20 protein-coding genes are annotated in these 21,576 nt (G+C 69.0%); 11 read left to right on the forward strand and 9 right to left on the reverse strand.

Annotated features, from left to right (window positions below):
- Positions 1 to 24 precede the first annotated feature (24 nt).
- The 4 genes from AC0J5J_RS13360 to AC0J5J_RS13375 all read right to left on the reverse strand — a co-directional run bounded on the left by AC0J5J_RS13360 (position 25) and on the right by AC0J5J_RS13375 (position 5,582).
- Entirely contained in the window at positions 25 to 1,485 is a 1,461-nt protein-coding gene (locus tag AC0J5J_RS13360; RefSeq protein ID WP_474898444.1) for a DUF4389 domain-containing protein, read from the reverse strand.
- A gap of 59 nt (positions 1,486 to 1,544) precedes the next feature.
- Positions 1,545 to 2,771: a homoserine O-acetyltransferase MetX gene (gene metX / locus AC0J5J_RS13365; RefSeq protein WP_474898445.1), complete on the reverse strand. Its 1,227-nt coding sequence runs from the start codon at positions 2,769 to 2,771 to the stop codon at positions 1,545 to 1,547.
- Between the two features lie 174 nt (positions 2,772 to 2,945).
- The gene (locus tag AC0J5J_RS13370; protein WP_134424152.1) at positions 2,946 to 4,277 is read right to left on the reverse strand and encodes a bifunctional o-acetylhomoserine/o-acetylserine sulfhydrylase; all 1,332 of its coding nucleotides are present in this window, start codon (positions 4,275 to 4,277) and stop codon (positions 2,946 to 2,948) included.
- A gap of 117 nt (positions 4,278 to 4,394) precedes the next feature.
- Positions 4,395 to 5,582, reverse strand: a complete 1,188-nt coding sequence (locus tag AC0J5J_RS13375; protein WP_474898447.1) for an acyltransferase family protein — start codon at positions 5,580 to 5,582, stop codon at positions 4,395 to 4,397.
- Between the two features lie 29 nt (positions 5,583 to 5,611).
- On the opposite strand from AC0J5J_RS13375, the gene AC0J5J_RS13380 reads away from it, so the two are divergent.
- Positions 5,612 to 6,391 carry an SDR family oxidoreductase gene (locus AC0J5J_RS13380; RefSeq protein WP_474898448.1) on the forward strand — a complete coding sequence of 260 codons (780 nt, stop codon included), beginning with the start codon at positions 5,612 to 5,614 and terminating at the stop codon, positions 6,389 to 6,391.
- A gap of 18 nt (positions 6,392 to 6,409) precedes the next feature.
- On the opposite strand, the gene AC0J5J_RS13385 is transcribed toward AC0J5J_RS13380, so the two are convergent.
- The 4 genes from AC0J5J_RS13385 to AC0J5J_RS13400 form a co-directional block, all read right to left on the reverse strand.
- Entirely contained in the window at positions 6,410 to 7,465 is a 1,056-nt protein-coding gene (locus AC0J5J_RS13385) for a 2,3-butanediol dehydrogenase (RefSeq protein WP_474898450.1), read from the reverse strand.
- A gap of 152 nt (positions 7,466 to 7,617) precedes the next feature.
- Entirely contained in the window at positions 7,618 to 9,255 is a 1,638-nt protein-coding gene (locus AC0J5J_RS13390) for a solute symporter family protein (protein WP_134424156.1), read from the reverse strand.
- Complete coding sequence (locus AC0J5J_RS13395; protein WP_134424157.1) at positions 9,252 to 9,611, reverse strand: DUF485 domain-containing protein; 360 nt, start codon at positions 9,609 to 9,611, stop codon at positions 9,252 to 9,254. Before AC0J5J_RS13395 ends, AC0J5J_RS13390 begins: the two co-directional genes overlap by 4 nt.
- Positions 9,612 to 9,687: 76 nt before the next feature.
- Positions 9,688 to 11,622: an AMP-binding protein gene (locus AC0J5J_RS13400; RefSeq protein WP_474898452.1), complete on the reverse strand. Its 1,935-nt coding sequence runs from the start codon at positions 11,620 to 11,622 to the stop codon at positions 9,688 to 9,690.
- 87 nt (positions 11,623 to 11,709) lie between these two features.
- Here AC0J5J_RS13400 and AC0J5J_RS13405 point away from each other — a divergent pair, with 87 nt between their 5' ends.
- The 8 genes from AC0J5J_RS13405 to AC0J5J_RS13440 are packed head-to-tail and all read left to right on the forward strand — an operon-like array spanning position 11,710 to position 18,725.
- On the forward strand, positions 11,710 to 12,408 hold the full coding sequence (locus AC0J5J_RS13405) for a GntR family transcriptional regulator (RefSeq protein ID WP_134424159.1): 699 nt from the start codon (positions 11,710 to 11,712) through the stop codon (positions 12,406 to 12,408).
- Between the two features lie 12 nt (positions 12,409 to 12,420).
- The gene (locus AC0J5J_RS13410) at positions 12,421 to 13,959 is read left to right on the forward strand and encodes an MmgE/PrpD family protein (RefSeq protein WP_134424160.1); all 1,539 of its coding nucleotides are present in this window, start codon (positions 12,421 to 12,423) and stop codon (positions 13,957 to 13,959) included.
- Positions 13,959 to 14,870 (forward strand): methylisocitrate lyase, encoded by a 912-nt coding sequence (gene prpB / locus AC0J5J_RS13415; protein WP_134424162.1) that lies wholly within the window; start codon positions 13,959 to 13,961, stop codon positions 14,868 to 14,870. Before AC0J5J_RS13410 ends, prpB begins: the two co-directional genes overlap by 1 nt.
- Positions 14,871 to 14,916: 46 nt before the next feature.
- Entirely contained in the window at positions 14,917 to 16,047 is a 1,131-nt protein-coding gene (locus AC0J5J_RS13420) for a bifunctional 2-methylcitrate synthase/citrate synthase (protein WP_134424163.1), read from the forward strand.
- A 42-nt stretch (positions 16,048 to 16,089) separates the two neighbouring features.
- Positions 16,090 to 16,710: a phosphoribosyltransferase gene (locus AC0J5J_RS13425; protein WP_474898453.1), complete on the forward strand. Its 621-nt coding sequence runs from the start codon at positions 16,090 to 16,092 to the stop codon at positions 16,708 to 16,710.
- The gene (locus tag AC0J5J_RS13430; RefSeq protein WP_134424165.1) at positions 16,707 to 17,426 is read left to right on the forward strand and encodes a Type 1 glutamine amidotransferase-like domain-containing protein; all 720 of its coding nucleotides are present in this window, start codon (positions 16,707 to 16,709) and stop codon (positions 17,424 to 17,426) included. The genes AC0J5J_RS13425 and AC0J5J_RS13430 overlap by 4 nt, the downstream gene beginning before the upstream one ends.
- 7 nt (positions 17,427 to 17,433) lie before the next feature.
- On the forward strand, positions 17,434 to 18,120 hold the full coding sequence (locus tag AC0J5J_RS13435; protein ID WP_474898455.1) for a uracil-DNA glycosylase: 687 nt from the start codon (positions 17,434 to 17,436) through the stop codon (positions 18,118 to 18,120).
- A gap of 26 nt (positions 18,121 to 18,146) precedes the next feature.
- The gene (locus tag AC0J5J_RS13440; RefSeq protein WP_174722390.1) at positions 18,147 to 18,725 is read left to right on the forward strand and encodes a GNAT family N-acetyltransferase; all 579 of its coding nucleotides are present in this window, start codon (positions 18,147 to 18,149) and stop codon (positions 18,723 to 18,725) included.
- A gap of 96 nt (positions 18,726 to 18,821) precedes the next feature.
- On the opposite strand, the gene AC0J5J_RS13445 is transcribed toward AC0J5J_RS13440, so the two are convergent.
- A complete protein-coding gene (locus AC0J5J_RS13445) occupies positions 18,822 to 19,640 on the reverse strand; it encodes an SDR family NAD(P)-dependent oxidoreductase (RefSeq protein WP_474898456.1) in 819 nt (272 codons plus the stop codon).
- Between the two features lie 40 nt (positions 19,641 to 19,680).
- On the opposite strand from AC0J5J_RS13445, the gene AC0J5J_RS13450 reads away from it, so the two are divergent.
- Together AC0J5J_RS13450 and AC0J5J_RS13455 are read left to right on the forward strand one after the other, a co-directional pair.
- A complete protein-coding gene (locus AC0J5J_RS13450) occupies positions 19,681 to 20,043 on the forward strand; it encodes a hypothetical protein (RefSeq protein WP_134424170.1) in 363 nt (120 codons plus the stop codon).
- A 41-nt stretch (positions 20,044 to 20,084) separates the two neighbouring features.
- Complete coding sequence (locus tag AC0J5J_RS13455) at positions 20,085 to 21,572, forward strand: amidase (RefSeq protein ID WP_474898458.1); 1,488 nt, start codon at positions 20,085 to 20,087, stop codon at positions 21,570 to 21,572.
- Positions 21,573 to 21,576: the final 4 nt, after the last annotated feature.

The raw sequence follows: 21,576 nt of genomic DNA on the forward strand, positions 1-21,576 counted from the left end.
TACCGGCCCGGTACCGGTTCCCCGCTAGTCCGCCGCGGCGGGGGGCGTGACCGGGTCAGCGGCGGCGGCCGGAGCCGCGGGAGGGGCCGGAGCAGAGGCGGGGACGGGAACCAGCGCGTCGGCGCCGCCCTGATCCAGCCGGAACGGCGGGTACTCGTCGCGGAACAGCGCCGTGTAGACGGTGACCCGGAAGATCCAACGGTTGATGCCGAGGATCACATCGAACAGAGCCGGTCGATACCGTCCGGTGAAGAGCAGGATGACGGCCGCGATCAGCACGAGCACCCCGATCAGGGAGGGGGTGTTGCCGGTGACCCAGTCGCCCCCGTCGACCAGCCAGGTCGACGCGGTGCCGGTGAAGGCGGCGACGACCAGCAGGTGCGGGATCGCGAGCAGCCAGGACTTGACCAGAACGAGTCCGTGCGAGAGGCGCTCCGGATACTCGATCTCCAGGTCCGCCGGATAGGCCGGGTCCGAAGCCAGGCTGAACGGCGGATACCGATCGGTGCCGAGCGCCGAATAGGCGTAGAAGGACACCCGCCAGCTCCAGCGCAGAACGCCGACATTGAACTGGAAGAGGGACACCGGATACCGGCCGGTGAACAGGATGGCGAACCCCGCAACGATCGTGGTCACGACGAACCCGAACCAGAAGAAGAAGAGCACCACCACGTGGGGGAAAATCAGGATCCACTTGAACAGCCACAGCCAGCGGGAGATCCCGACGTCGAGAGTGCCATGGAGGCGCGCGGGATAGCGTGACTCTGCCGCGTCCGCCGGGTAGCCGGGGGCCGGCCCCGGCCCGGCCGCCGAGCGGGCCGAGGGCGGGCCGCCGCGGCCCAGGCCGATCGCGCCGAACACGGTGAGCAGCAGTCCGAAGAGCAGGAGAACGAGTCCGATCAGCAGCAACCCGACGGCCAGCGGGCCGAGAAACCCGAAGCGCACCCCGGCCTGCAGCGCGACGGTGACGCCGGGGCTCGCATCCGCGTTCATCACGACGACCGACCAGCTGCCGCCGGTCAGGTCCCAGTCGATCTCCTGCGTACCGGGGCCCTGCGCGGCCGTGGCCCAGAACGTCTGTTCGCCGGGATCCTGGGGCGTGGCGGTGCCCGGGATCTCCCGGTAGACCGCGCGGAAGGGGGTGACGGTCACGCTCCGCAGCTCGGTGTGGTTGACCCCGGCCAGGTACCGGTCCACGTCGGCCTGCCGCGCGATACCGATGAAGACGTCGTCTCCCGCGGTGGAAGCGGCCCGCAGCCGGAGGGTACCCAGGTTCACCGGGACCTCCGCGACCTCGATCGCACTCATTCGCGGCGAGGTGAGCGCGAACGATTGAACGGAGAACGAGCGCGCCGGGCTGATCAGGTAGCCGTCGTCACCGCGGGCGGTGACCACGGCGGCGGTTCCGCCGGCCAGGGCCAGCGAGAACCCGAGCAGGGAGAGGATCGTGCCGAAGATGAGCATGAGGATGAATCCGGGTTTCATGGCAGATCCTCTCGGCCTGGTGAGACTGACTGTCAAAATCGTCCCCAACCGGGACCGTGTCAACCCCGAGGGAGGGCAGCGGGCTGGGCCAGGACCCGACTGAGCTGGGAACCGATCGCCGCGTTCTCGATCAGGAAACCGTCATGGCCGAAGCCCGAGTGCAGCACCACCGCATCCGTGCCGTCGAGATTGGCCCGCAGGTGCGCGGCGATGCGCTGCTGGCCCTCGACCGGGAACAGCCGGTCGCTGTCGATACCCACGACCACACTGACCGCCTCGATCCGCGCCAGGGCGGAGGCGACCCCGCCGCGGCCGCGGCCGATGTCGTGCGAATTCATCGCCTCGACCAGCACGATGTAGCTGTTGGCGTCGAATCTCCGGGTGAACTTGTTGCCGTGGAAGTCGAGGTAGGACTCGACGGCGAACCGGCCGCCGGCGCCCAGGGGGCTGATCTCGCTCTGCCAGCCGCGTTCGAAGCGCAGGTTGAGTTCCTCCGGGCTGCGGTAGTTGAGCAGCGCCATCCGCCGCGCCAGGGCGAGTCCCCGGGTCGGGCCGTCGCCGTCCGCGGCGTCGTAGTAGTCCCCGGCGTTGAAGAGGGGATCGCACCGGATGGCTTCGATCTGCACCGAGTTCAGCGCGATCTGGTCGGCGGTCGTGACCGGCGGTGCGGCGAGGATCGCCAGACGGGCCACCCTCGACGGATGTTCGACCGCCCACTCGAGCGCGTGCATCCCGCCCATCGAACCGCCGACGACGGCGGCCCAGCGGTCGATTCCGAGCCGGTCCGAGAACGCGACCTGGGCGGCGACCTGGTCGCGGATGGTCAGATAGGGGAAGCGTGTGCCCCATTCCGAGCCGTCGGGAGCGAGGGAGGCGGGACCGGTGCTGCCCTGGCAGCCACCGATCATGTTCGGAGCGACCACGAACCAGCGGTCGGTGTCGATGGCCAGTCCCGGTCCGACGATGCCGCTCCACCAGCCCGCAGTCGCGTGGCCGCGGCCGGCCGGACCGGCCAGGTGGCTGTCGCCGGTGAGGGCGTGCAGCACCAGGACGGCGTTGTCGCCGTCGGGGGAGAGTTCGCCCCAGGTCTCATAGGCGATGCGCACGGAACCCAGGCTGCCGCCGGCTTCGAAGTGCAGGGGGCCCACATCCTGGAACCGGCGGTTGCCGACCGGGTCGCCGTCGCGCCACGCGCCGGTCGCCGGGGGCTTGCCGAGCAGCGACCGCGCCTGGGCTTCGGTCACGAAGCTCGACGGGACGGTGTCTGCCGAATATTGCCAGTCCATAGGCCCCCTATTCTGCCGGGTGAACAGCCCTTCCGGCACTTTGTTACTCCGCTCGACGAATTCGACGGAGATTCTGGGGGTTTCGGCCGGAAACGGACCGGAACCGTGTGTGGGGCGCAGAATCTCCGTCGAATTGGTTCGACCGAGGGGCGGACGGGTGCCTCGGGCGGGGTACTAGGCGTTGGCGCGGGATGCGTGCACGACCGCGCGCGCGGCAGCAAGGCCGGTCTCGAGGTCGGCCTTCAAGTCGGTCACGTTCTCGATGCCGACGGACAGCCGCACCAGGCCCGGGGTCACGCCGGCGGTGAGCTGCTGTTCCGGGGTGAGCTGCGCGTGCGTGGTGGAGGCCGGGTGGATGACGAGTGAGCGCACGTCGCCGATGTTGGCCAGGTGGCTGAACAGGGCGAGGTTGTCGACCAGCGCGCGGCCGGCATCCACCCCGCCCTTCAACTCGAACGACAGCACGGCTCCGACGCCCTTGGGCGCGTACGTGTTGGCGGCGGCGTACCAGGGGCTCGACGGGAGCCCGGCGTAGTTGACGGAGGCGATGTCGGGGTGGTTCTCGAGCCATTCGGCGATGTCCTGGGCGTTCTGCACGTGTCGTTCGATGCGCAGGCTGAGCGTCTCGATGCCCTGGATGAGCTGCCAGGCGCTCGCCGGAGCGATCGCGGAACCGAGGTCGCGCAACAGCTGCACGCGCGCCTTGATGATGTAGGCGATGCCGTCCCCGACCGCACCCGTGTAGCTGACACCGTGGTACGAGGGGTCCGGCAGGGTCAGGCCGGGGAACTTCTCCACGTTCTTGGACCATTCGAACGTGCCACCGTCGACGATGACACCGCCGATGACGGCGCCGTGGCCGCCGAGGAACTTCGTGGCCGAGTGGATGACGATGTCCGCGCCGTGCTCGAACGGGCGGATCAGGTAGGGGGTGGCGATGGTGCTGTCGACGATGAGGGGAACCCCGCCGGCGTGGGCCACATCGGCCACGAGGCGGATGTCGAGCACGTTGATCTTGGGGTTGCCGATGGTCTCGGCGAAGAAGAGCTTGGTGTTGGGGCGCAGCGCCCGGCGCCACTCCTCGGGGTCATCCTGGTTCTCGACGAAGGTCGTCTCGATGCCCAGCTTGGCCAGGGTGTACTTGAACAGGTTGTAGGTTCCGCCGTAGATCGAGCTGGACGACACGATGTGGTCGCCGGCCTGGGCGATGTTCAGCACGGCGAACGTGGAGGCAGCCTGGCCCGAGGCCAGGAGCAGGGCGGCGGTGCCGCCTTCGAGCGCGGCGACGCGCTCTTCGACGACGGCCTGGGTCGGGTTCTGGATGCGGGTGTAGATGTTGCCGAATTCGGCCAGCGCGAACAGGTTCTGGGCGTGCTGGGCGTTGTTGAAGACGTAGGACGTGGTCTGGTAGATCGGGGTGGCCCGGGCGTTCGTGGTCGGGTCGGGCTGGGCGCCGGAGTGCACCTGCTTGGTTTCGAACTTCCAGTCGGCAGCGTTGTCGCTCATGAGGTCGTCTCCCTGATTATCCTCGACGAGCGTGGACCCTCCAGCGCTCTGACTGTGAGTTTAGGTAGCGTCGTGTTGGCGCTGCAACGGCTCTGCAACACAGCGTCACGAAACGAATCAGCGCGACTCCGTGGGCGGGCCGGGCGGCCGGGCAGGGGACGCGGGCTGCCCGGAGGGTGATTCGGCGGGCGTCTCGGCGGGCGCTTCCAGGTGCGGCAGCACGATCGTGCCGGTGTCGGTCCGCGCCTTCCTGCGGAAGAGCCAGCCTGCGCGCGGCTCGACCAGCGGGTGGAAGACCTTGCGCACGATCCGCTGTGAGAGCACGACCGAGATCAGCACGCTGAACAGGATCATCGCCGGCAGCACCCAGCCCGGCTGCGGGCCGCCCAGCACCCCGGTCTCCCGCAGCGGGAACAGCACGAAGGCGTGCAGCAGGTAGATGTACATGGTTGCGGCGCCGTACGCCGTGAACGGGGTGCGCCGCCGAGGCATGAGCAGGAGGAACGCCATGATGAGGGCGAAGGCGAGCAGGATCAGGCCCAGACGGATGCCCCCGGCCCAGAACTGGTCGTAGCCGAACGTCGGGTAGGCCTCGTTATAGAGCAGGAACTGGCGCAATTGCGCTTCCCGCAGGGCGCCGATGTTCGCCACGATGACACCCAGCAGAGCGGTGAACAGCGTGATGGCGCCGATCCGCCAACGCCAGACCGCTGCCGCGGGGAGGTTCTGCCAGCGCGTGGTGAGCTGCCACTGGCGCAACTGCCAGCCGAAGACGAAGAACGGAAGCAGGCCGAGGGTGCGTGACAGCGCGAAGGTGGAGTCGATCGACGCGAAGTACCCGGCGCCGACCGAGATGATCACGCTGATCAGCAGCGGGTAGCGCAGCAGGACGAGGAAGGGGAGAGCCAGGCGCCAGACCAGCAGGGCGATCAGGAACCACAGTGTCCAGGACGGTGACGAGTAATCCAGGTGGAACTCGCCGCCGAGAAGCCAGCGGATCGTGGTCCAGATCGTCTCGAAGATCAGATAGGGCAGCACGATGTCGGTGACCAGGCGGTGCAACTGTCGCGTTCCGAGCGGTCCCGACCGAGCGAAGTATCCACTGACGGCGACGAAGAGGGGAACGTGGAAGGCGTAGATGAACAGGTAGAACTCGTACGCGACATCCGATTCGGAGATCAGCTTCAGGATGGCGTGCCCGACCACCACCAGAGTGATGGCGATCCAGCGGGCGTTGTCCCAGAGCGGTACCCGGCGTTTCTGCGGGTGCGGCGGATGCGGCGCCCCGGCGGTGCGTGGAGTCATCACAGCGCGGCACCGGCCAGAATGGAGCCATGGGAACCCAGAGAGTCGTCGTGACCGGTGCGAGTTCGGGAATCGGAGCAGCCACGGTGCGGCTGTTCCGCCGGCGGGGCTGGGACGTGGTGGGGGTGGCCCGCCGAGCGGACCGTCTGGCGGAGCTGCACGCGGAGACCGGAGCCGAGGTCTTCACGGCAGACCTCACCCGGCAAGCCGACGTCGATGCGTTGCGCGACTACCTGGCGGCGTCCGGGCCGGTGCATGCGCTCGTCAACAACGCGGGCGGGGCGATCGGGCTGGACACGGTGGAGGACTCGCTGATCGAGGACTGGGCCTGGATGTTCGAGATCAACGTGCTCGCGGTCAAGCGGGTCACGAGCGCCGTGCTGCCTCTGCTGCGGGCGACGATCCGCGCCGAGGGCGGCGCCGCCGACATCGTCACGGTCACATCGATCGCCGGTCATGTCGCCTACCTCGGTGGTGGGGGCTACAACGCGGCGAAGTTCGCCGCGCATGCCCTGATGGAAGTGTTGCGCCTGGAATTGAACGGTGAGCCGATCCGGGTGATCGAGGTGGCCCCCGGCATGGTGCACACCGAGGAGTTCGGGCTGGTGCGGTTCAACGGTGACGCGGAGAAGGCCGCCGCGGCTTACGCCGGGGTGCCTGCTCCGCTCACCGCCGAGGATATTGCGGAAACGATCGTGTCGAGCGTGGAACGCCCCGCGCACGTCAATCTGGACCTGATCGTGATCAAGCCGGTCGCGCAAGCAGCCCCCACCCGAATCGCGCGGGGGCCGCTGGCACCGAAAGACTGACGTGGTCACGCATTCGACCTAGGGGTGCACCAGGATCTTCACCGCGGTGTCGTTGTGGTTGACGAGAGTGTCGAAGCCCTCGGTCACGAGGTCGTCCAGCGCGATCCGTCCGGTGATGAACGGCTTGAGGTCGATCTTGCCGCTCGTCACCAGCGTGATCGTCTCCTCGTGGTCGCGCACGTACGCGATGGTGCCGCGCAGGTCGATCTCCTTGAGCACGAGCTTCTGCATGTCCAGCGTGGCCGGGCGTCCCCAGATGGAGACGTTGACGAGCACGCCGGCCGGGCGCAGGGCGTCGAGCAGAGTGTCGAGCACGATGTTGACGCCCGCGCACTCGAACGCGACATCCGCGCCGACGCCGTCGGTGAGCTCGAGCACCCGGGCCTTGACGTTCTCGGTGGTCGGGTCGATGACGTAGTCAGCGGCGCCGCTCGAGAGGGACTTCGCCTTGCGGGCGGTGCTCAGCTCGGAGATGATCGTGGTCACGCCGATCCCCTTGAGGATGGCGGCCGTCAGCAGTCCGATGGGCCCGGCGCCGCCGATGAGGGCGACGTCCCCGGCCTTCGCGCCACTGCGGACCACGGCGTGGTGCGCAACCGAGAGCGGCTCGATCAGTGCGGCCTCGTCGAGGGGGATGTCACCGATCGGGTGCACCCAGCGCTGGTCGACGACGACCTTCTCGCTCAGGCCGCCGCCGCCTCCGGCGAGGCCGATGAAGCCCATCTTCTCGCAGAGGTGGTAGTTGCCGGCCTTGCAGGGCGGGCACTCGTTGCAGACGAAGTAGGGCTCCACGACGACGTTGTCGCCGACCTTGAGGTCCGTGACGCCGTCACCGACCTCTTCGATGGTGCCGGAGAATTCGTGGCCCATGGTGACCGGGAGGGATTCGTGCGAGAGCGGATGCGGGTGACCGGGCTCCGAAATGAAGATCGGGCCGTCCAGGTACTCGTGCAGGTCCGTGCCGCAGATGCCGCACCAGGCGACGGCGATCTTCACCGTGCCGCTGCGAGTCTCAGGCTCCTCGATGTTTTCGATCCGGACGTCTTTGCGGCCGTGGAAACGTGCAGCTTTCATTGAGAATCTTCTCCAGTAATGCGTCGTAGGCTCGGCGCAGGCGAATGACCTGGCCCTCTAGCCCGCGGACGACACTACTCCCCCCGACTGGGGTGCAGTCGAGGGGAGCAGAGGTCAAACCGGTCGTGCCGGCGTGTTGCGTGCTGCGTGACTCAGTGCTCGGAGGCCTTCTCGGCGCCGAACCCGGTCATGGACCGAACCGACATCTCCGCGGCCAGCAGCGGGTCTTCCTTGCGAGTGCTGGTGACCGAGCCGAGCCAGCCGAGGAAGAAGCCGACCGGGATGGAGATGATGCCGGGGTTGCTGAGCGGGAACCAGGCGAAGTTGACGCCGGCGCCGAACATCGACGTCTCCGTGCCGGAGAAGACCGGCGAGAAGATGATCAGTCCGACGGTGACACCGAGGCCGCCGTACATGCTCCACACGGCGCCGCGGGTGGTGAAGCCGCGCCAGAAGAGGGAGTACAGGATGGTCGGCAGGTTCGCGCTCGCCGCGACGGCGAAGGCCAGGGCCACCAGGAAGGCGATGTTCTGCCCCTGCACGCCGATGCCGCCGGCGATCGAGAGGACGCCGATCACAACGACGGTGCGACGGGCAACCTTGACCTCGGCGTCGGGGTCGCCCTTGCCCTTCTTGATCACGCTCATGTAGATGTCGTGCGCGAACGACGTGGCGGCGGTGATCGTGATCCCGGCCACCACGGCCAGGATCGTGGCGAACGCGATGGCGGAGATGAAGCCGAGCAGCAGCGGTCCGCCGAGGGCGAGGGACAGCAGCGGTGCGGCCGAGTTCACGCCGCCGGGAGCGGCGAGGATGACGTCTGCTCCGACGAGCGCCATGGCACCGAAGCCGAGCACGAGCGTGAACAGGTAGAACGCACCGATCAGCCAGATGGCCCAGACCACCGAGCGACGGGCCTCCTTGGCGCTGGGCACCGTGTAGAAACGCATCAGCACGTGCGGCAGACCCGCGGTGCCGAGCACCAGGGCGACGGCCAGCGAGACGAAGTCCAGCGGGTTGGTACCGTACTTCAGGCCCGGCACCAGGACGGCCGCACCGCTGCTCGAGGCGGCGACTGCCGTGTCGAGAAGGGCGGAGAAGTTGAAGCCGTTGATGGCCAGCACCCAGACAGTCATCGCGAATGCGCCGATGATGAGCAGGAATGCCTTGATGATCTGCACCCAGGTGGTGCCCTTCATCCCGCCGATGAGCACGTACATGATCATCAGGCCACCGACGACGGTGACCACGACGGACTGCCCGACCTTGTCGTTGATGCCGAGGAGCAGCGACACGAGGCCGCCGGCTCCGGCCATCTGGGCGAGGAGGTAGAAGAAGCAGACAGCCAGGGTGGTCGTCGCCGCGGCCACGCGCACGGGACCCTGACGCAGGCGGAAGGAGAGGACATCCGCCATGGTGTACTTGCCCGTGTTGCGCATGAGCTCGGCCACCAGCAGCAGGGCCACGAGCCACGCCACGAGGAAACCGATCGAGTACAGGAAGCCGTCGTAGCCGCTGACCGCGATCGCCCCGACGATGCCGAGGAAGGAAGCCGCGGAGAGGTAGTCGCCGGCGATGGCGAAGCCGTTCTGCGGGCCGGTGAAGGAACGGCCGCCGGTGTAGTAGTCGGCCGCGGTCTTGTTGTTGCGTCCCGCCCGGATGACGACGATCAGGGTCACCGCCACGAAGGCGAGGAAGATCGAGATGTTCAGCACGGGGTTGTTCTCCGTGGGTTCGACCGCCTGGGCCAGCCGGCCCGGCAGGGTCTGCAGAATGCTGGTTGCGATCATTTCTTGTCCATCTCCTCAAGCTCGGCACGCAGCTCGGCCCCGAGGGGGTCGAGACGGCGGTTCGAATACGACACGTACCACATGGTGATGGCGAAGGTGGTGACGAACTGGCCGAGGCCGAGCACCAGTCCGAGGTTGAACTTGCCAAAGACGGGGATCGCCATCACCTCGGGCAGGTAGGCCGCGACGAGAACGAAGGCGAAGTACCAGAGGAAGAAGAATGCGGCCAGCGGCAGGACGAATCCGCGTCGCTGCTTCTTCAGCTTGATGAACTTCGGCGTCTTCTCGTACGCGACGTAGTCGATCCTGGACGGTAGTACTCCGTCCGAGAGTGTGTTTTGCAGCGATTCCGTCATGCGGGCTCCTTTGCTCCGGTGAAGGGATGTGACTGTGGGGTGGTGCCGGGTGATCTGTGGGGGGTCACGCTGGGGTTCAGGGGTGCGGGCTGACGCCGTGCACGGCCTGTTTCAGGTCGTCGAGAACCGTGGGATCCTCAATCGTGGGCGGAACCGTGTAGGGCTCGCCGTCGACGATCTGGCGGATGGTCTTGCGGAGGATCTTCCCCGACCTGGTCTTGGGCAGCCGGTCCAGGATGGTCACATCGCGGAAGGCAGCCACCGGCCCGACGTGCTCCCGCACCAGCGCGATGAGCTCTGCGGCGAGGGTGTCGTGGTCGATCGACGCACCGGCCTTGAGCGTGACGAATCCGGCCGCTCGCTGGCCCTTGAGCGGGTCGTGCACACCCAGCACCGCACATTCGGCGACCGCGGGGTGCAGGGTGAGCACTTCTTCGAGCGATCCGGTGGACAGTCGGTGCCCGGCGACGTTGATCACATCGTCGGTGCGACCCATCACGTAGAGGTAGCCGTCGTCGTCGAAATGGCCGGAGTCGCCGGTGGCGTAGTACCCCGGGAAGGCCGACAGGTAGGAGCTGGTGAAACGGTCATCGCTACCCCAGATTCCGAGCAGGGTGCCGGGCGGCAGCGGCAGGCGGATGGCGATGTTGCCGTCCTTCCCGGTCCGGGTGACCGGCTTGCCCTTCGAATCGAGGATGGCCACGTCGTAGCCGGGAACCGGGAACGTGGCCGAACCCGGCTTCGTCTCGATATCGGCGATGCCGCGCGGGTTGGCACAGATCGCCCAGCCGGTCTCGGTCTGCCACCAGTGGTCGACCACGGGGCAGTGCAGCCCGTCATTGGCCCAGTGGTAGGTTTCCGGGTCGAGGCGTTCGCCGGCCAGGAACAACCCGTTCAGGCTGGACACATCGTGCCGCGCCAATTCCCGCAGGTCGGGATCGACCCGGCGGATGGCGCGGATGGCCGTGGGCGCCGTGAACAGGACCGACACCTGGTAGTCCTGCACCACGCGCCAGAACGCGCCGGCATCCGGAGTGCCGACCGGTTTTCCCTCATAGATGACCGTCGTGGCGCCGACCAGCAGCGGGGCGTAGACGATGTAGGAGTGGCCGACCACCCAGCCCACGTCGGAGGCCGCCCAGAACACCTCGCCGGGCTTGACGCCGTAGATGTTGGCCATCGACCAGGCGAGCGCGACGGCGTGGCCGCCGTTGTCGCGCACGATTCCCTTCGGATTGCCGGTGGTTCCGGAGGTGTAGAGGATGTAGAGCGGGTCGTCGGAGCGCAGGCTGACCGGCGCCGCCGGGGTCGCCTCGTCCTCCTCGTGGGCCCAGTCCAGCCAGGCCACGTCGCTGGTGCCCGCGTAGTCGGCGGCGCAGCCGGGGACCATCTCGCGGTCGCGCACGATCACGGCGCGAACCGAGCCCTTGCTGCGGGCGAGCGCCTTCTCGACCAGGGGCAGGTATTCCAGCACGCGTCCCGGTTCCAGGCCGCCGGAGGCGGTCACGATCACGGTGGGCCGGGCGTCGTCGATCCGGACCGCGAGCTCGCTGGCGGCGAAACCGCCGAAGACGACGGAGTGGACGGCGCCGATGCGGGCGCAGGCCAGCATCGCCACGATGGCCTCCGGGATCATCGGCAGATAGACGATCACCCGGTCGCCCTGGCCGACACCGTTGGCGCGGAGCACCCCGGCGAAACGCTCGACCCGGCCGAGCAGTTCCCGGTAGCTCAGACGCACGCGGGTGCCCGACATGGCCGAGTCGTAGACGACGGCCGTCTGATCGCCGCGGCCCGCGAGCACGTGGCGGTCGAGGGCGTTGTAGCTGGTGTTCAGCTCGCCGTCGGGGAACCAGCGCCAGGTACCGGGGGAGCGTTCCTCCAGCGCCGTCTGCGGAGGAGTGACCCAGTCGATGGCCTGCGCGGCCTCCAGCCAGAACGCCGAACGCGTGTCGGCGTCGACGCTGCGGTGCCACAGGTCGTGATACCCCGCTGCCGCTTCTCCTGACATTCGAACCTCCCCGTTGAAGTTCCTATGTATACATAGAATTCGTGAAGTCTGGCACAAATCACTCATAAAGGGAATAACATGTGATCTGTGTATACAGAAACCCCAACGGCGGGGAGCACGGCCCCGGTTCGCGCGAGTGAGCGCGCCTACCGGCAGCTGCGTGGCGAGATTCTCGACGGCCTCCTGGCACCCGGCACGGTGCTGCTCGAGGTGGAACAATCGGCCCGGATCGGAGTGTCGCGCACCCCTCTGCGCGCAGCGATCGCGCGGCTGATCGCCGACGGCCTGGTGGCCGGGCGCCCCGGCCGGGGCTTCATGGTGACCGAGATGAGCCTGGACAGCATCCGTGAGCTTTACGAGGTGCGCCGCGCCCTGGAGGAACACGCCGCCCGCATCGCCGCGGAGCGCCGTGACCCGGCGGTCTTCGAGGCCCTCCACACACAGTTCCTCGCCGCTCCCGACCTGCTCCAGCACGGCGAAGCCGGACTGCACCGCTACTACGAACTGATCGACGAGTTCGACCAGGCCCTCGACGACGCCGTGGCGAACCCCTTCCTCGTCGGGGCGCTCGCCGGAGTGCGCACTCACCTCGCCCGCATCCGTCGCCTCGCCCGGGACAACCCGGCCCGGCTCCGAGCCGCCGCCGCCGAGCATCTGCTCATCGTCGAGGCCGTCGCGGCCGGCGATTCGTCCCTGGCCGCCCATGCCACCCATGTCCACCTCAACCAGAGCCTGCGGAGCGTCCTCGCGGCGGTCCAGGCGTCCGCGGCCGTTCCGGCCGACTAACCGAAAGGACCCATCGTGCAGCTTCACCACGTTCGAGTGCACCGCAGCTCCGAGAACCTCGCCCGCACCGACCAGCTCGCCTGGAAGATCGCCGAGTGCGCCGCCGATCCCGTCGCGGTGAACGACGACGTGACCGAGATGATCATCAACCGGGTCATCGACAACGCCGCGGTCGCTGCCGCGTCGCTGACCCGGCAGCCGGTGGTGGCGGCCCGCTCGCAGGCGCTGGCGCATCCGCGCTCCTTCAACGGGGTGGGCGCGACGGTGTTCGGTGAACAGCGCTCCCGCCGGGTGTCTCCGGAATGGGCGGCCTGGGCCAACGGCGTGGCCGTGCGCGAACTCGACTACCACGACACGTTCCTGGCCGCCGAGTACTCCCACCCCGGCGACAACATCCCGCCCGTCGTCGCGGTCGCCCAACACCTCGCCACCGCGCGCGGCCTGACCGGGCGCGACCTGGTGCGCGGCATCGCCACGGGCTACGAGATCCAGATCGACCTGGTCAAGGCGATCAGCCTGCACGCGCACAAGATCGACCATGTGGCCCACCTCGGCCCGTCGGCCGCCGCCGGCATCGGCACCCTGCTCGGACTCGATGTCGAGACCATCTTCCAGGCCGTCGGCCAGGCCCTGCACACCACCACGGCCACCCGGCAGTCCCGGAAGGGCGAGATCTCCAGCTGGAAGGCGCACGCCCCGGCCTTCGCCGGCAAGATGGCGGTGGAAGCGGTCGACCGGGCGATGCGCGGCGAGACCAGCCCCACCCCGATCTACGAGGGCGAAGACGGCGTGATCGCCTGGCTGCTCGACGGCCCGGATGCCGCCTACGAGGTGTCGTTGCCCTCCAACGGCGAGGCGAAGCGCGCCATCCTCGACAGCTACACCAAGGAACACTCGGCGGAGTACCAGGCGCAGGCGTGGATCGACCTGGCCCGGAAGCTCCACCGCGAGCACCCGCAGCTGGTCGACCCGGCCAACGTCGCATCCGTCGTCATCCACACCAGCCACCACACCCACTACGTGATCGGGTCGGGAGCGAACGACCCGCAGAAGTACGACCCCCGGGCGAGCCGGGAGACCCTCGACCACTCGATTCCCTATATCTTCACTGTCGCCCTGCAGGACGGCAGCTGGCACCATGTGGATTCCTACCGGCCCGAACGCGCCGGCCGGGCCGACACGATCGCCCTCTGGAACACGGTGACCACCACGGAAGATCCGGAGTGGACCCGCCGGTACCACTCGCTCGACCCGGCCGAGAAGGCCTTCGGCGGTCGCGTCGAGATCGAGCTGACCGACGGGAGCCGGATCGTCGACGAGATCGCCGTGGCCGACGCCCACCCGCTCGGCGCCAAGCCGTTCGGCCGGGCCGAATACGTGAACAAGTTCCGCACCCTCGCGCAGGACGTCGTGGAGGAGGGCGAGATCGTACGGTTCCTCAGCGCGGCCGAACGCCTGCCGCGGCTCGGTGCCGGGGAGCTCGGCCAGCTCACCATCGTGGCCCACAACGGCCTGCTCGCCGCGCTCCCCACCCCGAACGGAATCTTCTGATGCTGTACTCGAACGTCACTCCGGCCGACAAACGGGCCGCGTTCCGCGCGGACCTGGCCAGCGGCCGGCTGCTGCGCTTCCCCGGCGCGTTCAACCCGCTCTCGGCCCGCCTGATCGCGGCCAAGGGATTCGAGGGTGTGTACGTGTCGGGAGCGGTACTCTCCGCCGACCTCGGCCTGCCCGACATCGGCCTGACCACCCTCACCGAGGTCGCCGGCCGCAGCCAGCAGATCGCCCGGATGAGCGACCTGCCGACCATCGTGGACGCCGACACCGGCTTCGGCGAGCCGATGAACGTGGCGCGCACCATCCAGTCCCTCGAGGATGCCGGGCTCGCCGGGATGCACATCGAGGATCAGGTCAATCCGAAACGCTGCGGGCACCTTGACGGCAAGCAGGTCGTCGACGAGTCCACGGCAGCCAAGCGCATCCGCGCGGCGGTGGATGCCCGGCGGGACCCGAACTTCCTGGTCATGGCGCGCACGGACATCCGTGCCGTCGACGGCCTGGCCGCCGCCGTCGACCGGGCGAAGATGCTCGTCGACGCCGGCGCCGACGCGATCTTCCCCGAGGCGATGGCGTCGCTGGCCGAGTTCGCGGCGATCCGCGCTGCCGTGGACGTGCCGGTGCTGGCGAATATGACCGAGTTCGGCAAGGGCGAGCTCTACACGACCGCTCAGTTGGCGGATGTCGGCATGAACATCGTCATCTTCCCGGTGTCCCTGCTCCGCCTCGCGATGGGGGCCGCCGAACGCGGCCTCGACACCATCGAGGCGGAGGGGTCGCTGACCAGCCTGCTGCCCGAGATGCAGCACCGGGCGAAGCTCTACGAGCTGCTCGACTACGAGTCGTACAGCCACTTCGATTCCGGCGTCTTCAACTTCACCCTCAACCCGGATGTTGCTTCGTAGCAGCCCGGTTCCGCCCGCAGATCAAGTCTCAACGCAAGGGAGCGACATGAGTCAGAACGAACCGACCGTCTACAAGGGCCTGGCCGGCGTCGTGGTCGACCGCACCCAGGTGTCCAAGGTCAACCCCGAAACGAACTCGCTGCTGTACCGCGGCTACCCGGTGCAGGAATTGGCGGCGCAGAAAAGCTTCGAGGAGGTGGCCTACCTGCTCTGGCACGGGGAGCTGCCGACCGACGCCGAGCTGGGCGAGTTCGAGGAGCAGGAGCGCTCGCTCCGGCACCTCACGCCCGCCGTGAAGCGCGTCATCGACGAGCTGCCGATGACGGCGCACCCGATGGACGTCGTGCGCACGGCGGTCAGCCTGATCGGGGCTAACGACCCCGACGCGGCGGATTCGTCGCCGGAGGCCAACCGCGCCAAGGGCCTGCGGCTGTGGGCGCAGATGCCGTCGATCGTCGCCTACGACCAGCGCCGCCGCCACGGCCTCGAGCCGATCGAACCGCGCAGCGACCTCGGCTACTCGGCCAACTTCCTCTTCATGACGTTCGGCGAGGTGCCCGAGCTGGTGGTCGTGAACGCGTTCGACGTGTCGATGATCATGTACGCGGAGCACTCCTTCAACGCGTCCACGTTCACCGCCCGGGTGATCACCTCGACCCGGTCCGACCTGCACTCCGCGGTCACCGGCGCGATCGGCGCCCTCAAGGGTGCCCTGCACGGCGGCGCGAACGAGGCCGTGATGCACATCTTCGACGAGATCGGGCTCGGGCTGGGCGCCGGGGAACGCGCCGAGACCTGGCTGAACGAGACCCTCGCCGCCAAGCGCAAGGTGATGGGCTTCGGCCACCGGGTGTACAAGCACGGGGACTCGCGGGTGCCGACCATGCGCACCGCGCTGGTCACCCTGGTCGAGCACTACGACCGGCCCGACCTGATGGAGCTCTACGAATCCCTCGAGGCGGGGATGACGACGCGCACCGGCATCCTGCCGAACCTGGACTATCCGTCGGGGCCGGCGTACAACCTGATGGGATTCGACACCCTCACGTTCACGCCGATCTTCGTCGCGGCCCGGTTGACCGGGTGGACGGCGCACATCATCGAGCAGACGGCGTCGAACGCACTGATCCGGCCGCTCTCACTGTACGACGGCCACGACGAGCGGCACCTCGCCTGACCCGGCGGCGGCGGCGGCCGCGCCGTGACCTACCATTGGGAAATGGGATTCGACGCGGACGACGCTGCAAGTGATGTGACCGGTATTGAGCGGGAAGTGCTGGGCTGGGATGTGTTCGCGGACGCGTCCCGCCAGCTCTCCTCGGCTGTGCTGGCGAGCGGTTTCCGGCCGGATGTCGTGATCGCCATCGCCCGCGGCGGACTGCTGCTCGCCGGGGCGATGTCGTACGCGCTCGGCACCAAGAATTGCGGCAGCATCAACGTGCAGTTCTACACCGGCGTCGACGAGCGTCTTCCCGAGCCGATCCTGTCCGGACCGATGCTCGACGCTCCGTCGCTGACCGGCCTGCGCGTGCTGCTCGTGGACGACGTCTCCGACTCCGGGCACACCCTCGCGATGGTCGTCGCGCTGCTGCGCGAGACCGCCTGCGAGGTGCGCACCGCCACCCTCTACACCAAGCCCCGCACGGTGCTGGTGCCCGATTTCACGTGGTGCGAAACGGATGCCTGGATCGTGTTCCCCTGGTCGTCGCTGCCGCCCGTGGTCGAGAGCCTCGCGGGGGCGAGCCTGCCCGCCGACTCTCTGCCTGCCGCCAGCCTGCTGGCTGCCAGCCTGCCCCTGGTCGTCGAGCGCGTCGAGCGCGCCCCGGGCGCCGCACTGTGAGCGTGCACCTGGTCGGCGGCGGCTGGAACGCCCAGACCGACGCGGCCGTCTACGGCGCCTTCCTGACCGAGGCCGCGGCGCGCGGCGCCGCACTCGGTCGCACCGACCCACTCCTTGCGATCCTGGTCGTGCGCGACGGGGACGGCGCCGAACACGCCGACAACCTGGTCGCCGCGGTGTCTGCGGCCGGCGAGTTCGAAGCCCGGATCACCGTCGTCGCCCCGGGCGACGAGTTTGCCCTGACGGCTCTCGCGGAAGTCGACGGCATCCTGATCGGCGGCGGAGTCACCCCTGCCTACCTCGCCGCGGTGGCCCCGGTGGCCGGCGAGATCCGGCGCCAGGTGGCGGCCGGCATCCCGTATCTCGGTTTCTCGGCCGGCGCGATGATCGCCGCCGAGCGTGCCCTGATCGGCGGCTGGCGGATGGGCGGGGTCGAGGTCAGCGGCCGGAACGCCGCCGAGGGCCTCGACGAGATCACCATCGAACCCGGCATCGGATTGCTCGACGTCACGGTGGAGGTGCATGCAGCCCAGTGGGGCACACTGTCCCGGCTGGTCGCGGCCACCGAGGCCGGCCTGATCGACGGCGGACTCGCCATCGACGAGAACACCGCGCTGGTCGTCGGCGAGGGTGCCCTCGGCGTCGTCGGGGCCGGCAGCGTCTGGCGGGTCAGCCAGGCCGACGGCGGGGTGCTTGTGAGCACCTTCGGCGCCTGACGCCGGCATGCCCTTCACCGCCGAGGATCTGACCCGCAGCGGAGCCGTCGACGCGGGCTGGGCTGCGGCGCTCGCGCCCGTCGGGCCGCAGATCGACGCGATGGGGGAGTTCCTCGGCGCCGAGACCCGGAGCGGCCGGGTCTGGCTGCCCGAGCCGCAGAACGTGTTCCGTGCCTTCGCCCAGCCGTTCGACGCGGTGCGCGTGCTCATCGTCGGCCAGGACCCGTATCCGACCCCGGGGCATCCGATCGGCCTGGCCTTCGCGGCCGAGGCCCACGTGCGCCCCCTTCCGCGGAGCCTCGCCAACATCTGCCGGGAACTGCGTGACGATGTGGGCGTCACGGCCACCGACGGCGACCTCAGCTCGTGGTCGAACCAGGGCGTGCTGCTGCTGAACCGCGTGCTCACGGTGCAGGCCGGACTGGCCGGCTCGCACCGGCGCCGCGGGTGGGAAGCCGTCACCGAGCAGGCCATCCGGGCCCTCGTCGCCCGCGATCGGCCACTGGTGGCGATCCTGTGGGGCAAGGATGCCGGCACGCTGCGGCCGCTGCTCGGCGACACCCCGGTGATCGAATCCGCGCACCCGAGCCCGCTCTCGGCCAGGCGCGGATTCTTCGGGTCGAAGCCGTTCAGCCGGGCCAACGAGTTCCTCGGCCGCGCCGGGGCGACGCCGGTGGACTGGTCCCTCGGGTAATCTGGACTTCTCTGGAGGAGTTAGCTGTGCTTGAAGAGGAATACCAGCCGCGCCGGCAATTGCCCCGGCATCTGCGACCGACGCCCGTGCACGAGGCGCCGTTCGGGTTCACCATGCGTGAGGCCCAAATCACCGATCTGCCGTATATCCGGGAGATCTACAACTACTACGTCGCCAACAGCACCGTCACCTTCGACGTCGACCCGATGACGCTGGCCGAATGGCGCAGCAAGTTCTACTACCTCGGCAAGCTCGGGATGCCGTTCATCGTGGCGGTCTCCCCGGCCGGCCAACTGCTCGGCTATGCGCTGGTCAGTCCCTGGAAGCAGAAACGCGCCTACCGGTTCACGGTCGAGAACTCGATCTACCTCGGCGCCGCGTCCACGGGCAAGGGCCTGGGCCGGATGCTGCTCGGCGAGCTGATCGAGCGCTCCAAAACGGCCGGGCTGAAGGAGATCATCGCGGTCGTCGCCGACCAGGGTGCCGACGCCTCGATCAAGCTGCACCGTGACTTCGGCTTCGAGGAGATCGGCCGGATGGGTAAGGTCGGCTTCAAGTTCGACCGCTGGCTCGGCACCGTGCTCATGCAGAAGAGCCTCAAGTAGCCGTCCCGGCGGTGAACCGACAGGTCTGAGGGGTGTGCGGGCATCCGCACCCCCCTTTTTCGTCGGTTCGACGCGCGCTTGGGAGGCGCGCGCAGGTCAGCCGGCCGGGCGGTTCAGGCGACCGGTGGCCGTGATGACCAGCCGGTGGGGGAGCCGGGCGCCGAGTCCGGCGAGCAGGGCGTTGCGCCGGCCGCTGACCGCGTGCGGAGGGGTGGACGCCCGGTCGAGTGCGGCGAAGCTGGTGCGCATCACGTCGTCGACCGTGAGCATGCCGCGAAACGATGAGGTGGTGCGCCCGGCGACGGCGAAGAACTCCGTGCTCACCGGTCCCGGGCAGATGGCGGTCACTTTGAGCCCCGTGGCCCGGGTCTCGTACCAGAGCGCCTCGGTATAGCTGCGCACATAGGCCTTCGTGGCCGCGTAGACGGCCATCTGCGGCACCGGCTGGAACGAGGCCGTGCTGGCCAGGTTGACCAGGGCCGCGCTGCCCGGGGTCGTCTGGGCGGTATGGATGAGCCCGGGCAGCAGCGCGTGCGTGAGCGCGGTCAGCGCCTGCACGTTCAGCGCCACCTGCTCTGCTTCGCGTTCCGGGTCGGAATCCAGCACGGTGCCGTAGGTGCCGAAACCGGCGTTGTTGACGAGGGTGCCGACGGTGATCCGGCGTGTGCCCAGGTCGGAGACCAGCTCGCCGACGGCGCCGGGGCAGGCCAGATCGAGCGGGATGACCGTGCACACGGTGCCGTACGTGGCGGCCAGGTCCGCGGCGAGGTCCGCCAGGCGTTCCCCGCGGCGAGCGGTGAGCACGAGGTCGGCCCCACGCCGGGCCAGTTCGTGCGCGTAGCCGGCTCCCAGGCCGCTCGAGGCTCCCGTGACGAGGGCCGTGGTTCCGATCGGAGTGAAGACGGCGTGGGGCATGGATTCAGGCTACTGGGCGTCTGGCGCGTAAAATCAAGGGATGACGGATGTTCTTCCCACCCTGCCCGAGCGCCACACCGTGCTGCGCTCCTTCGCGGGCCACCTCGAGGCCGGCCCCGATGCGGTGTTCAACCGGCTCGTGGCCGCCATGGCCGCCGGAGCATCCGGGGGCGGCAGCGTGCACACCGACCGCGGCCGACGGATACTCGTGCTCCGGCGCGGCTGGTGGTACCGCGGCGAGTACCAGGTGCTGCCCGAGGACGAGACGGGGTCGCTTGTTCAGTACGAGATCGTCAACGTCGCCCAGGTGCTGCCGTGGGCCGGCGCGTGGGCGGCGGCATCCGTTCTCCGTGCGTCGCCACGGTCGTTCCAGGCGTTGTTGACCGGGCTGTCGCACCCCTGACCGTCTCCTCGCCGCCCCGCCCGGCTGACTAGGCTCGGGGGATGGCCGCCCCACACGAACTGACCGCACTCGAACAATGGCAGGCGTTGCAGCGCGGCGAGCTCAGCCCGACCGAGCTGACCGACCACTACCTCGACCGGATCGAGGCGCTCGATCCGGGTTTGGGTGCCTTTGTGACAGTGACCCCGGAGGCCGCCAGGGAGCGTGCCCGCTTCGTCGAGGAGCACGTGCCGCGCACCAGACCGCTGTGGGGGCTTCCCTTTGCCGACAAGGACCTGCAGCGCCGGGCCGGCGTACCGGCCCGCTTCGGGTCGCGGCTCATGCGGGGTTTCGTCCCGGCCGAGTCCGACGACCTCGTGCGTGCGCTCGACGACGCCGGCGGCGTGAGCCTGGGCAAGACCAGCACTCCCGAGTTCGGGTTGCCGTCGTACACCGAGACCCTGGCCGGGCCGCCGGCCCGCAACCCGTGGGACCGTTCCCGGGGTGCCGGAGGATCGAGCGGTGGGGCCGCCGTCGCTGTCGCAGCCCGGCTGCTTCCGTTCGCGCCGGGATCCGACGGCGGCGGCTCGGTACGGATACCGGCGGCGGCCTGCGGCCTCGTCGGAGTGAAGCCGTCCCGTGGCCGGGTGCCTTCCGCGTCGGGGATCGACGCGCTCGGTGGTCTCAGTGTGGCCGGTCCGCTGGCGCGGACGGTGACGGATGCCGCCCTGCTGCTGGACGCGATGATCGCGCCCCGGGGCGGGCATCCGCAACACCTGTTCACCCTGCGCGCCCCCGGCGACGACGCGCCCCTGCTGGCCGCCGCCGTGCGCGGAGAGGGTCGCTTCCAGCTCGGGGTGATGACCACCTCCGCCTGGGACAGTTCCTACCCGATCGAGATCGCGCCGGAGGCCCTGGCCGCCCTCGCGGCGGCCGTCGACGGGTTCGCGGCCCTCGGCCATGGCCTGGAGGAGACGGCGCTGGAGCCCGACGACACGTATGCTCCGGCCTTCCGCACCATCTGGCAGGCCGGCGCGGCGGGGATCCCCGCCGACACCCCGGAGCAGGAGGATCTGCTCGAGCCGCTCACCCGCTGGCTGATGCGCCGGGGCCGGGAGCTGTCGGCCCGGGACCTTGCCCAAGCGCTCACCGCGCTGTCGGCCTACGAGCGCTCCTTCATCCGGCAGCTGTCCCGCTTCGACGCCGTGCTCACTCCGGCCCTCGCGCTCACGCCCCGCCCGCTGGGCTGGTACGACGCCGGCGACGGGGAGCGCAACTTCGCCCAGCAGGTGCAGTACACCCCGTTCACCTCCATGGTCAACGTGAGCGGGTTGCCCGCCCTCGTGCTGCCCGTGGCCGAAACCGCGGACGGGCTGCCGATGGGCGTGCAGCTGATCGGGCGGCCGGGCGGCGAGGCCACGCTGCTAGCACTCGGCGCCCAGCTCGAGCGGAGGCTGCGCTGGCAGCACCGCACGCCGCCCGAGCCCGGCCCGCCGAGCCTGGCGTCGAACCAATTCGACGGAGATTTTCGGTCAAACACCCGTTTCTGAGCCC

The sequence above is a fragment of the Cryobacterium sp. TS_SC_7 genome (assembly GCF_056156285.1).